General features: G+C 66.1%; 13 protein-coding genes. 10 read left to right on the forward strand and 3 right to left on the reverse strand.

The features are described 5' to 3' along the window. Positions 1-50: 50 nt before the first annotated feature. Both DTA15_RS21320 and cysM read left to right on the forward strand, forming a co-directional pair. Positions 51-398 carry a ComEA family DNA-binding protein gene (locus DTA15_RS21320; protein WP_006486871.1) on the forward strand — a complete coding sequence of 116 codons (348 nt, stop codon included), beginning with the start codon at positions 51-53 and terminating at the stop codon, positions 396-398. Between the two features lie 209 nt (positions 399-607). Continuing rightward, positions 608-1,510, forward strand: a complete 903-nt coding sequence (cysM, locus tag DTA15_RS21325) for a cysteine synthase CysM (RefSeq protein ID WP_012492863.1) — start codon at positions 608-610, stop codon at positions 1,508-1,510. A 77-nt stretch (positions 1,511-1,587) separates the two neighbouring features. Here the strand turns inward: cysM and mltB are convergent, their stop codons facing one another. Beyond that, positions 1,588-2,931, reverse strand: a complete 1,344-nt coding sequence (gene mltB, locus DTA15_RS21330; RefSeq protein WP_077021933.1) for a lytic murein transglycosylase B — start codon at positions 2,929-2,931, stop codon at positions 1,588-1,590. Positions 2,932-2,974: 43 nt separating this feature from the next. On the opposite strand from mltB, the gene DTA15_RS21335 reads away from it, so the two are divergent. Next, positions 2,975-3,898, forward strand: coding sequence for a histone deacetylase family protein (locus DTA15_RS21335; protein ID WP_006486840.1), 924 nt, complete (start codon positions 2,975-2,977; stop codon positions 3,896-3,898). 28 nt (positions 3,899-3,926) lie between these two features. Here DTA15_RS21335 and DTA15_RS21340 read toward each other — a convergent pair whose 3' ends face one another. Further along, positions 3,927-4,835: an alpha/beta hydrolase gene (locus DTA15_RS21340; protein ID WP_006486872.1), complete on the reverse strand. Its 909-nt coding sequence runs from the start codon at positions 4,833-4,835 to the stop codon at positions 3,927-3,929. Positions 4,836-5,051: 216 nt separating this feature from the next. Here DTA15_RS21340 and DTA15_RS21345 point away from each other — a divergent pair, with 216 nt between their 5' ends. From DTA15_RS21345 to DTA15_RS21365, 5 genes are all read left to right on the forward strand, one after another. Next, a complete protein-coding gene (locus DTA15_RS21345) occupies positions 5,052-6,086 on the forward strand; it encodes a methionine ABC transporter ATP-binding protein (RefSeq protein WP_012492862.1) in 1,035 nt (344 codons plus the stop codon). After that, entirely contained in the window at positions 6,076-6,729 is a 654-nt protein-coding gene (locus DTA15_RS21350) for a methionine ABC transporter permease (RefSeq protein ID WP_006486982.1), read from the forward strand. The genes DTA15_RS21345 and DTA15_RS21350 overlap by 11 nt, the downstream gene beginning before the upstream one ends. Positions 6,730-6,757: 28 nt before the next feature. After that, the gene (locus tag DTA15_RS21355; RefSeq protein ID WP_006486939.1) at positions 6,758-7,552 is read left to right on the forward strand and encodes a MetQ/NlpA family ABC transporter substrate-binding protein; all 795 of its coding nucleotides are present in this window, start codon (positions 6,758-6,760) and stop codon (positions 7,550-7,552) included. A 228-nt stretch (positions 7,553-7,780) separates the two neighbouring features. Further along, positions 7,781-8,530, forward strand: coding sequence for an electron transfer flavoprotein subunit beta/FixA family protein (locus DTA15_RS21360; RefSeq protein ID WP_012492861.1), 750 nt, complete (start codon positions 7,781-7,783; stop codon positions 8,528-8,530). A gap of 16 nt (positions 8,531-8,546) precedes the next feature. Then, the gene (locus DTA15_RS21365; protein ID WP_006486854.1) at positions 8,547-9,482 is read left to right on the forward strand and encodes an electron transfer flavoprotein subunit alpha/FixB family protein; all 936 of its coding nucleotides are present in this window, start codon (positions 8,547-8,549) and stop codon (positions 9,480-9,482) included. 226 nt (positions 9,483-9,708) lie between these two features. Here DTA15_RS21365 and DTA15_RS21370 read toward each other — a convergent pair whose 3' ends face one another. Beyond that, the gene (locus DTA15_RS21370; protein ID WP_006486941.1) at positions 9,709-10,995 is read right to left on the reverse strand and encodes a D-amino acid dehydrogenase; all 1,287 of its coding nucleotides are present in this window, start codon (positions 10,993-10,995) and stop codon (positions 9,709-9,711) included. 146 nt (positions 10,996-11,141) lie between these two features. On the opposite strand from DTA15_RS21370, the gene DTA15_RS21375 reads away from it, so the two are divergent. Beyond that, the gene (locus DTA15_RS21375) at positions 11,142-11,630 is read left to right on the forward strand and encodes an Lrp/AsnC ligand binding domain-containing protein (RefSeq protein WP_012492860.1); all 489 of its coding nucleotides are present in this window, start codon (positions 11,142-11,144) and stop codon (positions 11,628-11,630) included. A 90-nt stretch (positions 11,631-11,720) separates the two neighbouring features. Continuing rightward, positions 11,721-12,899, forward strand: coding sequence for a PA0069 family radical SAM protein (locus DTA15_RS21380; protein ID WP_034178295.1), 1,179 nt, complete (start codon positions 11,721-11,723; stop codon positions 12,897-12,899). The last annotated feature ends 5 nt before the right edge of the window (positions 12,900-12,904 follow it).

Genomic DNA, 12,904 nt, shown 5'->3' on the forward strand with positions numbered 1-12,904 from the left:
TGGGTCTCACGGTCGGCAGCCGCCGGCCGTTTTCTTCGGAGATCCAGCACATGTTCAGGGAATGGTTTGCCGCAGCGGTCATGCTCGGCGCAGTAGCGTCGGCCTGGGCGGCCGTCGACGTCAACACCGCGAACGAGGATGCGCTCGTCGGCATCAAGGGCATCGGCCCGGCACGCGCGAAGGCGATTCTCGACGAGCGCGGCGCACGCGGTCCGTTCAGGAATGCGGACGATCTCGCCAAGCGTGTGAAGGGCATGGGCGGGCACACCGTCGAGCGGCTTCAGCAGGAAGGCTTGACGATCGGTGCGGCGGCCGGCGCCGGTACGACGCCCGCCGCCGCGGGCAAGCCGGCGGCAGCGAAGCCTGCTGTCGCACCGGCCCGCACCGCGCAGAAATAACGCGTCACGCAACCGACAAAGCGCTCCTTCAGTCGCCGTCGTTGCGACGGCTTCCCGCGGCATGCCGCGGGTTTTTTGCGTGGGGCGGCGTGCGGGGCGATCACGAACCGCGGCACGCGTATTCCATCGGCGCAATGGGGTTGCCGGCGCGCGTGCCGGTGCTGGTTTACAATCGATCGATTGATCGGCCTCGTACTCACGGTATACCCATGGCTTACAAAACTATCGAAGACACGATCGGCAATACGCCGCTCGTGCAACTGGTCCGCCTGCCGGACGACGAGATTCGCGCTCGCAACAACGTGGTGCTCGCGAAGCTCGAGGGCAACAATCCGGCCGGTTCCGTGAAGGATCGCCCGGCGCTGTCGATGATCAGCAAGGCCGAGGCGCGCGGGCGCATCAAGCCGGGCGATACGCTGATCGAGGCGACGAGCGGCAACACAGGCATCGCGCTCGCGATGGCCGCAGCAATCCGCGGCTACAAGATGGTGCTGATCATGCCGGAGGATCTGTCGGTCGAGCGCCGCCAGAGCATGGCGGCTTATGGTGCTGAAATCATCCTGACGCCGGTGAAGGGCGGGATGGAACTGGCGCGCGACCTCGCGGAGCAGATGCAGCGCGAAGGCAAGGGCGTGATCCTCGACCAGTTCGGCAACCCCGACAATCCGATCGCGCACTACGAAGCAACGGGGCCGGAGATCTGGCGCGATACCGAAGGGCGCGTCACGCACTTCGTGTCCGCCATGGGCACGACGGGCACGATCATGGGCACATCGCGCTACCTGAAGGAGCAGAATGCGGCGATCGAGATCGTCGGTGCGCAGCCGGAAGACGGCTCGCGTATTCCGGGCATTCGCAAGTGGCCGGAAGCCTACATGCCGACCATCTTCGATCGCAGCCGCGTCGATCGCGTCGAAAACGTGAGCCAGGCCGCGGCGGAAACGATGGCGCGCCGGCTCGCGGCGGTCGAAGGCATCTTCGCGGGGATTTCATCGGGCGGCGCATGCGAAGTCGCGATGCGCATCGCGCGTCAGGTCGAGAATGCGACGATCGTGTTCATCGTCTGCGATCGCGGCGACCGTTACCTGTCCACGGGCGTGTTTCCGGCTTGAGCGAGAGAGAGGCGCGATTCGCGCCGCGATAAAAAAAGCGCCGCTCGTGCGGCGCTTTTTCTTTGGCTGGCCGGCGCTTATTGCGACTGAGCCTCGCCAGCGGCGGGCTGCAGCGCGCCGCTCGCTTCCATCTGCGCTTTCACGGCCTCGCCGAGCTGGTACACGGTGAGCGCGTAGAAGAAGCTGCGGTTGTAGCGCGTCAGCACATAGAAGTTCTTCAGGCCGAGCATGTATTCGGTCGCGCGCCCCGGCGTCGGCAGGTCGACCACGGTCACCGGCGTGCCGGCTTCGGTCGTGATGTTGACCGTCGGCTCGTTCAGCGTCATGCCCGCGCGCAGCAGTTGCGACAGCGCCCAGTGCGGTTCGGGCTGGCCGTCGGCGGCGGCCTGTGCGATGCCCAGGCTGCCCGTGTCGGGCGTGATCTGCCAGACCACCGGGCGGTCGGTTTCCCAGCCGTGCTGCTTCAGGTAGTTCGCGACACTGCCGATCGCATCGACAGGACTGCTGCGCAGATCGACATGGCCCGTGCCGTCGAAGTCGACCGCATATTCGCGGATGCTGCTCGGCAGGAACTGCGGAATCCCGATCGCGCCGGTGTACGAGCCGAGCACGGTGGTCGGGTCGAGCTGGTTGTCGCGGGTCCAGACCAGGAAGTCTTCGAGGTTCTTGCGGAAGGTTGCCTGGCGGCTGTCGCGATTCGGCGTGTCCGGGTAGTCGAACGTGAGCGTCGTCAGCGCGTCGAGCACGCGGAAATTGCCCATGTAGCGGCCGTAGATGGTCTCGACGCCGATGATGCCGACGATCACCTCGGGCGGCACGCCGAACTGCTCGGATGCGCGCTGCAGCGTCGCCTGGTTCGCCTTCCAGAACTTCACGCCCGCGTTGATGCGGATCGGCTCGATGAAGCGCGAGCGATACACGCGCCAGTTCTTGACCGTCGGCGACGGGGCCGGCCTCACGAGCTTGACGGCCGTCGCCGAGTAGCTGACGCGCGAGAACAGCGCATGCAGGCTCGCCGAATCGAAGCCGTTGCGACTCACCATCTCGTCGATGAACGCGTCGACCTTCGCGTTGCTCGCGTAACGCTGTGGAACGATTTCCTCTTCGAAGGTCTGACCTTGCGGTGTCGGCTGCTGCGGCTGGGCCTGGGCGACGAGCGTGCCGGCGGACTTCGCAGGCTGCGTCTGCGCCATGGCAGGCGCGGTGCCGAGAGCCGCGGCGATGGCAGCGACGACGAGCGGAGCGCGAACACGGAACAGCGCGGAGAGAAGGGCGGCAGGCTTGCTGGAATTCATGTCGAAGCGGGCGGACAGGGCGATGGTGTTCGGCGCAGTATACCCGACGCATCCGGCGCGCCGGGACGAAGCTGGCCCCCGTTGTGGTAAGTTAGCGGCGAATTCGCGGCAGACGATGGACATCATTGAGGGAGACCTGCGGCGCATCGTGCGCCGCGGATGACAGCTTATGGCAACCGCTTTCTACACGCACCCCGACTGCATGCTGCACGAGATGGGGGAATGGCATCCGGAATGTCCGGCCCGCCTGTCGGCGATCCAGGATCAACTGATTGCGAGCCGCATCGACGACCTGATCGTGCACGAAACCGCGCCATTCGCGAGCGAGGTCGCGCTGGGCCGCGTGCATACGCAGGCGCACATCGACTACATCCGCAGCATGACGCCGGTCGACGGTTACGTCGAGATCGATCCCGATACGCTGATGAATCGCGACACGTGGCGCGCGGCACTGCGCGCGGCCGGCGCGGCGATCGCGGCGACCGACGCGGTGATCGAAGGCCGCTATGCGAATGCGTTCTGCGGCGTCCGTCCGCCCGGTCACCATGCGGAGCCGGCGCGCGCGATGGGCTTCTGCTTCTTCAACAACGTCGCGATCGCCGCGCGGCATGCGCTCGACGTACACGGCATCGAGCGTGTCGCGATCATCGATTTCGACGTGCATCACGGCAACGGCACCGAGGCGGCGTTCGCGAACGACGAGCGCGTGCTGATGTGCAGCTTCTTCCAGCATCCGCTGTATCCGTTCTCGGGCGTCGATCATCAGGCGCCGAACATGGTCAACCTGCCGATGCCAGCCCGCAGCAACGGGATGGCGATCCGCGAAGCGGTCGACATGTTCTGGCTGCCGCGTCTCGACGCGTTCAAGCCGCAGATGCTGTTCGTGTCGGCCGGCTTCGATGCGCATCGCGAGGACGACATCGGCAATCTCGGCCTCGTCGAAGCCGACTTCGAATGGCTGACCGCGCAGATCGTCGACGTGGCGCGCCGGCATGCGCAGGGCCGCATCGTCAGTTGCCTCGAAGGCGGCTACAACCTGTCCGCGCTCGGGCGCAGCGTAGTCGCGCACCTGCGCGTGCTGGCCGGGATCTGATTTCCGCTTGACCGGCGGGCCGGCGTGTTCAGTGCGCCGGCACGCGCGCATGAATCCACGCGATCAGCGCGTCGATCACGCGATCGCGTTCGAGATCGTTCATCGTTTCGTGGAAACCGCCTTCGTACAGCGTCAGCGTACGGTCGGGCGAGCCGACGCGCGCGCCGAACGCGCGACTGCCGTCGGGTTCGGTCAGCTTGTCCTCGGTGCCGTGATAGACGAGCACCGGTACCCGCAGCGCGCCGCGGCCATTCTCGATGCGCGCCATCGCGTCGAGAATCTCCGCGCCGGTGCGGGCGGGCACCGCGCCGTGATGCACGAGCGGATCGGCGCGATTGGCGGCGACGACGGCCGGATCGCGCGACAGCAGCGCCGCATCGATCCTGATCGCGGGGAACGTGGGCCACACCCGGCTGATGACGCGGCTGACCGCAAGCATCCAGCGCGGCACGTCGCGCCCCGGCGCGAGCGCCGGACTCGACAGCACGAGGCCTGTCAGCCCATGGCCACGGGCCGGTGCGCGTTCGATCGCATAGAGCGCCGCGACCGCGCCACCCATGCTGTGTCCCATCAGGAACAGCGGCGCATCGCCACGCGCGGCTTCGGCGACCAGCGCATCCGCATCGTTCAGGTAGCCGTCGAAGCGCTCGACCCACACGCGTTTGCCGGGCGATTGGCCATGCCCGCGCAGATCGATCGCCAGCACGTCGATGCCGGCTGCATTCAGCCGGCCGGCGAGCGCGGCATAGCGGCCCGCGTGTTCGGCGAGGCCATGCACCAGCGCGATCGTCGCGCGCGGCGGCGCGGTGCCGTCGCCGGCCGGCCAGCGGTACGACGCCAATTCGAGCCCGTCCGCGGTACGCAGCCGGCCCATGCGCGGCGCGGGTGCCGATCCGGTGGCGGCGGGTGCGGCGGCCGGCGTGGTGGTGATACTCATCTGGCGTGTCCCCTGTTCGTTGGTCGGTGTTCCGGATCATAGACGCGGCCTTCCCGCGCGAGCCCAGCGGCGCCCCTCTAATTTCGTCCGGTTATGAAAAGATCGAAATCGATTATTAAGGGGAATGAGGGGTTTGCGGTAAAATCGCCGGTTATTCCAGATGCATCGGCGGCCGACTGGCGGGCCAACTCGCCGGCCGGCCGCCGTTTTGTTTACATGATCGAATTACGCAATCTCTCGCAGCGTTTCCCCGGCCCGGGCGGCTGGGTCGATGCGCTGCGCAACGTCAACCTGACGATCCCGCAAGGCGAGGTGTTCGGCATCATCGGCCGAAGCGGCGCCGGCAAGAGCACGCTCGTGCGCACCATCAACCTGCTCACGCGGCCGAACGAAGGCAATGTCGTCGTCGGCGGGCGCGACCTGATGCTGCTGTCGGCCGGTGCGCTGCGCGAGGCACGCCGCGAGATCGGCATGATCTTCCAGCACTTCAACCTGCTGTCGTCGCGCACGGTGTTCGACAACGTCGCGCTGCCGCTCGAACTGGCCGGTGCGAGCCGTGCCGACATCGAAGCCGCCGTGCTGCCGCTGCTCGATCTGGTCGGGCTGTCCGCGCAGAAGGATCGCTATCCATCGCAGATCAGCGGCGGCCAGAAGCAGCGCGTCGGCATCGCTCGCGCGCTGGCGAGCCAGCCGAAGGTACTGCTGTCGGATGAAGCGACGTCCGCGCTCGATCCCGAAACCACGCGTTCGATCCTCGACCTGCTGAAGCGCATCAACCGCGAGCTCGGCCTGACGATCGTGCTGATCACGCACCAGATGGAAGTGATCAAGCAGGTCTGCGATCGCGTCGCGGTGCTCGATGCGGGACGCGTGGTCGAGGAAGGTCGCGTGATCGACGTGTTCCTGCAGCCGCATCACGAAGTGACGCGCGCGCTGATCGGCGACGTGATCGCGCAGGAGCTGCCGCCCGCGCTGAAGGCGCGCGTGGCCGAGCGGCTGAAGACGGGCAGCGGCCATCTGCTGCGGCTCGCCTTCACGGGCTCGGGGGTCGACCAGCCGATCCTGTCGGAGACGATCCGCCGGTACGAACTCGATTTCAACATCCTGCATGGCCAGATCGACGAGATCCAGGGGCAGGCATTCGGTTCGCTCGCGGTGCTCGCGGGCGGCGAGCCGGGCAAGGTCGGGCAGGCGCTCGCGTTCCTGCGCGAGCAAGGCGTGGTGGTAGAGGAGCTTTCGTATGTTGAGTGAGATGTTCGATATGTTCGTGCAGTCCTTCTGGGAGACGCTGATCATGGTCGGCATCTCCGGAGCGGTCGGCGCGCTCGTCGGCCTGCCGCTCGGCGTGCTGCTCTACCTGACCGATCGCCAGGGCGTGCTGCAGAACCTCGCGGTGAATCGCGTGCTTGGCGGCATCGTGAACGCCGTCCGCTCGACGCCGTTCATCATCCTGCTGGTCGCGGTGATTCCGTTCACGCGGCTCGTCACCGGCTCGTCGATCGGCACGGCCGCGGCGGTCGTGCCGCTGACGCTCGCGGCCGCGCCGTTCATCGCGCGTCTCGTCGAAACGGCGCTGCGCGAAGTCGACCGCGGGCTGATCGAGGCCGCGCAATCGATGGGCGCGACCACGTCGCAGATCGTATTCAAGGTGCTGTTGCCCGAATCGCTGCCGGGCGTCGTCGCGGGCCTGACGATCACGTTCGTGTCGCTGGTCGGCTATTCGGCGATGGCGGGTGCGATCGGCGGCGGCGGCCTCGGCGATCTCGGCATCCGCTACGGTTACCAGCGCTATTTGCCGGAAGTGATGTGGACGGTCGTCGCGATCCTGATCGTGTTCGTGCAGATCGTGCAATCGTTCGGCGACTGGCTGGTGCGCCGGCTGAGCCACAAATAAGACAGACCGATCCGATAGGGGAGACACGATGCAACGACGCTTCATGCTGAAATTTGCCGCGGCGCTGGGCGCGGCCGCACTGTTCGCGGGCGCGCACGCCCGGGCCGAAACCATCAAGGTGGGCGTGACGGGCGGCCCGCACGCGCAGATCATGGAAGTGGTGAAGCAGGTCGCGGCGAAGGGCGGCCTGGAGATCCGCATCGTCGAATTCTCCGACTACGTGCAGCCGAACGCCGCGCTCGCGTCGGGCGACCTCGACGCGAACAGCTACCAGCACGATCCGTATCTGCAGGCGCAGGTGAAGGATCGCGGCTACAAGCTGATCAAGGTCGCGGATACCGTCACGTTCCCGATGGGCATCTATTCGAAGCGCGTGAAGTCGCTGGCCGAGCTGAAGCCGGGCGCGCGCGTCGCGGTTCCGAACGATCCGACCAACGGCGGTCGCGCGCTGCTGTTGCTGCAGAAGCAGGGGCTGCTGAAGCTGCGCGCGGATGCGGGGCTGAAGGCGACGCCGCTCGATATCGTCGACAATCCGCGCAAGCTGAAGATCGTCGAGCTCGACGCGGCGCAGATCCCGCGCTCGCTCGGCGACGTCGACGCGGCCGCGATCAACACCAACTACGCGATGGAAGCGGGGTTGAAGCCGAAACAGGACGCGATCGCGATCGAGGGCCCGAACGGCCCGTACGCGAACATCCTCGCGATTCGCGAGGCGGACCGGAACAAGCCGTGGGTCGCGAAGCTGATTGCGGCGTATCACTCGGCCGACGTGAAGCAGTTCATCGAAGGCAAGTTCGGCGGCGCGGTCATCGCCGCCTGGTAACGGGCGAAGCACGGGATGCCCGGCGGGATTAGAGTCGATGATCGAAAACCCGGGCTTTGCGTCCGGGTTTTTTCTCTTTTAAAATAGAACGACCGTTCGCTATCATTGGCGCGTCGCCAAGAAGCGGTATCCTCGACAACCATCATGGTTGGGTCCGCCTGGCCGCGCAGTCATGAGGCCTCGCTATAAAATGGCCTCTGGTCGTATTCGTAACTTTGGAGCGTGTGCATGAAAATCCTGGTGCCAGTGAAAAGAGTGGTCGATTACAACGTGAAGGTCCGCGTGAAGTCGGACAACACGGGCGTCGACATCGCGAACGTGAAGATGTCGATGAACCCGTTCGACGAAATCGCCGTTGAAGAAGCCGTGCGCCTGAAGGAAGCGGGTGTCGCGACCGAAGTGATCGCGGTGTCGGTGGGCGTCACGCAAGCGCAGGAAACGCTGCGCACGGCGCTGGCGATCGGCGCGGATCGCGCGATCCTCGTCGAGTCGAACGACAGCGTCGAGCCGCTGGCCGTCGCGAAGATCCTGAAGGTGCTGGTCGACAAGGAACAGCCGCAGCTCGTGATCCTCGGCAAGCAGGCGATCGACGACGATTCGAACCAGACGGGCCAGATGCTGGCCGCGCTGGCAGGCCTGCCGCAAGCGACGTTCGCGTCGAAGGTGACGGTGGCCGACGGCAAGGCGACGGTGGCGCGCGAAGTCGACGGCGGCGCGGAAACGCTGTCGCTGACGCTGCCGGCGGTCGTCACGACCGACCTGCGCCTGAACGAGCCGCGCTACGTGACGCTGCCGAACATCATGAAGGCGAAGAAGAAGCCGCTGGAAACCGTGAAGCCGGAAGACCTCGGTGTGGACGTCGCGCCGCGTCTGAAGACGCTGAAGGTGGTCGAGCCGCCGAAGCGCGCAGCCGGCGTGAAGGTGCCGGACGTGAAGACGCTGGTCGAGAAGCTGAAGACCGAAGCCAAGGTGCTGTAAGAGGGAGCGGAAAGAAATGACGATTCTGGTGATTGCAGAACACGACAACGCGTCGATCAAGGCCGCGACGCTGAACACGGTGGCGGCGGCAGCGAAGATCGGTGGTGACATCCACGTGCTGGTCGCGGGCCACAACGCGCAAGCGGCGGCAGACGCTGCAGCGAAGATCGCAGGCGTGTCGAAGGTGCTGCTGGCCGACGCGCCGCAACTGGCCGAAGGCCTGGCGGAAAACGTCGAAGCGACCGCGCTGAACATCGCGAAGGACTACTCGCACATCCTCGCGCCGGCGACGGCCTACGGCAAGAACATCGCGCCGCGTATCGCGGCGAAGCTGGACGTCGCGCAGATCTCGGACATCACGGCAGTCGATTCGGCCGACACGTTCGAGCGCCCGATCTACGCGGGTAACGCGATCGCGACGGTGCAGTCGAGCGACCCGATCAAGGTCATCACGGTGCGTGCAACGGGCTTCGATCCGGTGGCGGCGGAAGGCGGCAGCGCGGCGGTCGACAAGATCGAAGCGGCGGCCGACGCCGGCAAGTCGCAGTTCGTGAGCCGCGAAGTGACGAAGCTGGACCGTCCGGAACTGACGTCGGCGAGCATCATCGTGTCGGGCGGCCGCGGCCTGGGCAGCGGCGAGAACTACACGAAGGTGCTGGAGCCGCTGGCCGACAAGCTGTCGGCAGCGCTCGGCGCATCGCGCGCGGCAGTCGACGCCGGCTACGTGCCGAACGACTACCAGGTCGGCCAGACCGGCAAGATCGTCGCGCCGCAGCTGTACATCGCGGTCGGCATTTCGGGTGCGATCCAGCACCTGGCCGGCATGAAGGATTCGAAGGTGATCGTCGCGATCAACAAGGATCCCGAAGCACCGATCTTCAGCGTGGCCGATTACGGCCTCGTCGGCGATCTGTTCGCGCTCGTGCCGGAACTCGTGACCGAGCTCGGCTGACGCGGTGTGATGCTTCAGCGGTAAGCACACGAGAAGAGGGGCGCGACGAGCGCCCCTTTTTGTTGTGTCATCGCGGAAGAGGCGCGAGCGGCGTGCGCCTGGACGATCCGCGATCGTCTCGTGCCGAGCGGCGCTCGCACGCTCGCAGTCGCCCAAAAGAGAAAGGCGCCCTCGGGCGCCTTTCTCGCTGATGCAACGGGCCCGCATCGCCGCGGGCCGTTCCGACTTACGCGTATGCCGGGCGCGTCTGGCCGGGCACGTCCTTCAGGTAACGATGCACCGACAGGTCGTCGGCCTGGATCGCGGGCATCTTGCCCGAGATCAGGTCCGCGAGCAGTTGGCCCGAGCCGCACGACATCGTCCAGCCGAGCGTGCCGTGGCCGGTGTTCAGGAACAGGTTCGACACCGGCGTGCGGCCGACGATCGGCGTGCCGTCCGGTGTCATCGGGCGCAGGCCCGTCCAGAACGTCGCCTTCGACGTGTCGCCGCCGCCCGGGAACAGGTCGTTCACGCACATCTCCAGCGTTTCGCGGCGTGCCGCGCGCAGCTTCTTGTCGAAGCCGACGATTTCCGCCATGCCGCCGACGCGGATGCGCTGGTCGAAGCGCGTGATCGCGATCTTGTAGGTCTCGTCGAGCACGGTCGACACGGGCGCGGCGGCTTCGTTGACGATCGGCGCGGTGATCGAATAACCCTTGAGCGGATAGACCGGAACCTTCATCAGGTTCGAGATGAAGCTCGTCGAGTACGAGCCGAGCGCGACGACGTACGCGTCCGCGCGTACCGTCTCGCTACCGCACTGCACGCCGGCGATCTTGCCGCCCGCGATCGCGAGCGCATCGATCGGCGTGTTGTAGCGGAACTTGACGCCAAGCGATTCGGCGAGCGCGGCGAGGCGCGTCGTGAACAGCTGGCAATCGCCCGTTTCGTCGCCCGGCAGGCGCAGGCCGCCCGTCAGCTTGTGCGAGACGGCGGCGAGCGCCGGTTCGGCCTTTTTCAGTTCGGCCGGCGACAGCAGTTCGAACGGCACGTTCGCTTCCTGCAGCACGGCGATGTCCTTCGCCGCGCCGTCGAGCTGCTGCTGCGTGCGGAACAGTTGCAGCGTGCCGCCCGTGCGGCCTTCGTACTGGATACCGGTATCGGCACGCAGCGCCTGCAGGCAGTCGCGGCTGTATTCGGCGAGACGGACCATGCGGCCCTTGTTGACTGCATAGCGCTCGGCCGTGCAGTTGCGCAGCATCTGATACATCCATTGGAGCTGGAAGCGCGTGCCGTCGAGGCGGATCGCGAGCGGCGCGTGCTTTTCGAACATCCACTTGACCGCCTTCAGCGGCACGCCGGGCGCGGCCCACGGCGCGGCATAGCCGGGCGAGATCTGGCCTGCGTTCGCGAAGCTCGTCTCCAGCGCCGGGCCGGCTTCCCGGTCGATCACCGTGACTTCATGGCCGGCGCGCGCGAGGTAATACGCGCTTGCCACGCCCACCACACCGCTGCCCAGAATGACGACTCGCATAGCTGCTCCAGATGGAAGGGACCAGGTTGAGGCCGGGCGCACCCTGCGGCTCCGTGTAACCTCTAGCTGATCTAGTTTTTTGAGCTATGGTATTGTCGAATGTGCAGTTTTTGTTATCGTATTTTTTCGGTTTTCAGCATAAACAAATGAGAACGCAACGTCAGCCCGTACGCTCGCTCGACAAGCTCGACCGACGCATCCTGAAACTGCTCCAGGACGACGGCCGGATGGCGATGAAAGACCTTGCGGAACAGGTCGGCCTGACCGTCACGCCGTGTATCGAGCGTGTGCGGCGCATGGAGCGCGACGGCGTGATCACCGGTTATCACGCGCGGGTCGACCCGGGCCAGCTGGGCGCCGCGCTGCTGGTGTTCGTCGAGATCACGCTCGGCCACAAGGGCGGCAACATGTTCGAGCAATTCCGCCGGGAAGTGATGAAGATCGATGAGGTGCTCGAATGCCATCTCGTCTCCGGCGATTTCGACTATCTGATCAAGGCGCGGATCGGCGAGATGGCCGACTACCGCAAGCTGCTCGGCGACATCCTGCTGCAGTTGCCCGGCGCCGTGCAGTCGAAGAGCTACGTCGTGATGGAAGAAATCAAGGAAACGCTGACGATCGCCGTCGGCGAATGACGTGCCGGCGGCCCGTTGTCGGGCCCTTTATCCCGCCCTTGGCATGCTGCGCCCAATACTGTATAAATGTACAGTATTGGGCGCAGGCGAATGGGTGGGCACATGGACGATCGGTCCGACAACGAATTTCCGATAGCGCCGCCCGTGCCCCGCAAGGGGCGCGGTGCGGTCGACAACCTGCAGGGGCGGTATGAACTCGCGCAGCGCGAAGCGGTGGACGACGGCTGGACGCACGAGTCCGACGATGCCGATTTCCCCGCGCCGCTGCGCACGCAGGTATTCGAGGAGCGGGCGAAGAGCATCCTGACGCACAACCAGTCGCCCGATATTCCGTTCAGCGTGTCGCTCAATCCGTATCGCGGTTGCGAGCACGGTTGTATCTACTGTTTCGCGCGGCCGACGCACAGCTATCTCGGGCTGTCGCCGGGGCTCGATTTCGAAAGCCGCATCTACGCGAAGGTGAACGCGGCCGAGCTGCTCGAACGCGAGATTTCCCGCAAGCGCTACGTGCCGGAGCCGATCGCGCTCGGCGTCAACACCGACGCATACCAGCCGGTCGAGCGCGACCTGCGCATCACGCGCAGCGTGGTCCAGGTGATGCACGATCGCGGGCTGCCGTTCGCGGCGATCACGAAATCGTCGCTGATCGAGCGCGATCTCGACCTGCTCGCGCCGATGGCCGAACGCGGGCAGGTGATGGCGGCGGTCACGATCACGACGCTCGATGCCGAACTCGCGCGCATGCTCGAGCCGCGCGCGGCCACGCCGGCGCGGCGGTTGCGCACGATCCGCGCGCTGCGCGAGGCGGGCGTGCCGGTCGGCGTGAGCATCGCGCCGGTGATTCCGTTCGTGACCGAGCCGGACATGGAGCGCGTGCTGGAGGCGTGCGCGGAAGCCGGTGCGACGCATGCGAGCTACATCATCCTGAGGTTGCCGTGGGAGGTCGCGCCGCTGTTCAAGAGCTGGCTTGCCGCGCATTTTCCCGATCGTGCGGAGCGCGTGATGAACCGCGTGCGCGACATGCGCGGCGGCAAGGATTACGACTCGGATTTCTCGAAACGGATGAAGGGCGAGGGGATCTGGGCCGACCTGTTGCGGCAGCGCTTCCGTCAGGCGGTCAAGCGGCTCGGGTTGAACGAGCGCACGAACGGCATTCTCGATCTGTCGCGGTTCAGCGGGGCGCCGGCCGCTGCGGTGCCGGCGCCGCGTGTTGCGGTTCGCTCAGCCGGCGCGAAGCCGCGCGACGACATGCAGTTGAGCCTGTTCTGATGGAC

The organism is Burkholderia cenocepacia, assembly GCF_900446215.1.
GTDB lineage: Bacteria > Pseudomonadota > Gammaproteobacteria > Burkholderiales > Burkholderiaceae > Burkholderia > Burkholderia cenocepacia.

Excerpts from the sequence above, each read along its gene's own strand:
- DTA15_RS21320 (WP_006486871.1), top strand. The coding sequence starts at position 51 with ATGTTCAGGGAATGGTTTGCCGCAGCGGTCATGCTCGGCGCAGTAGCG.
- cysM (WP_012492863.1), top strand. The coding sequence starts at position 608 with ATGGCTTACAAAACTATCGAAGACACGATCGGCAATACGCCGCTCGTG.
- mltB (WP_077021933.1), bottom strand. The coding sequence starts at position 2,931 with ATGATGTCCATCGTCTGCCGCGAATTCGCCGCTAACTTACCACAACGG.
- DTA15_RS21335 (WP_006486840.1), top strand. The coding sequence starts at position 2,975 with ATGGCAACCGCTTTCTACACGCACCCCGACTGCATGCTGCACGAGATG.
- DTA15_RS21340 (WP_006486872.1), bottom strand. The coding sequence starts at position 4,835 with ATGAGTATCACCACCACGCCGGCCGCCGCACCCGCCGCCACCGGATCG.
- DTA15_RS21345 (WP_012492862.1), top strand. The coding sequence starts at position 5,052 with ATGATCGAATTACGCAATCTCTCGCAGCGTTTCCCCGGCCCGGGCGGC.
- DTA15_RS21350 (WP_006486982.1), top strand. The coding sequence starts at position 6,076 with ATGTTGAGTGAGATGTTCGATATGTTCGTGCAGTCCTTCTGGGAGACG.
- DTA15_RS21355 (WP_006486939.1), top strand. The coding sequence starts at position 6,758 with ATGCAACGACGCTTCATGCTGAAATTTGCCGCGGCGCTGGGCGCGGCC.
- DTA15_RS21360 (WP_012492861.1), top strand. The coding sequence starts at position 7,781 with ATGAAAATCCTGGTGCCAGTGAAAAGAGTGGTCGATTACAACGTGAAG.
- DTA15_RS21365 (WP_006486854.1), top strand. The coding sequence starts at position 8,547 with ATGACGATTCTGGTGATTGCAGAACACGACAACGCGTCGATCAAGGCC.
- DTA15_RS21370 (WP_006486941.1), bottom strand. The coding sequence starts at position 10,995 with ATGCGAGTCGTCATTCTGGGCAGCGGTGTGGTGGGCGTGGCAAGCGCG.
- DTA15_RS21375 (WP_012492860.1), top strand. The coding sequence starts at position 11,142 with ATGAGAACGCAACGTCAGCCCGTACGCTCGCTCGACAAGCTCGACCGA.
- DTA15_RS21380 (WP_034178295.1), top strand. The coding sequence starts at position 11,721 with ATGGGTGGGCACATGGACGATCGGTCCGACAACGAATTTCCGATAGCG.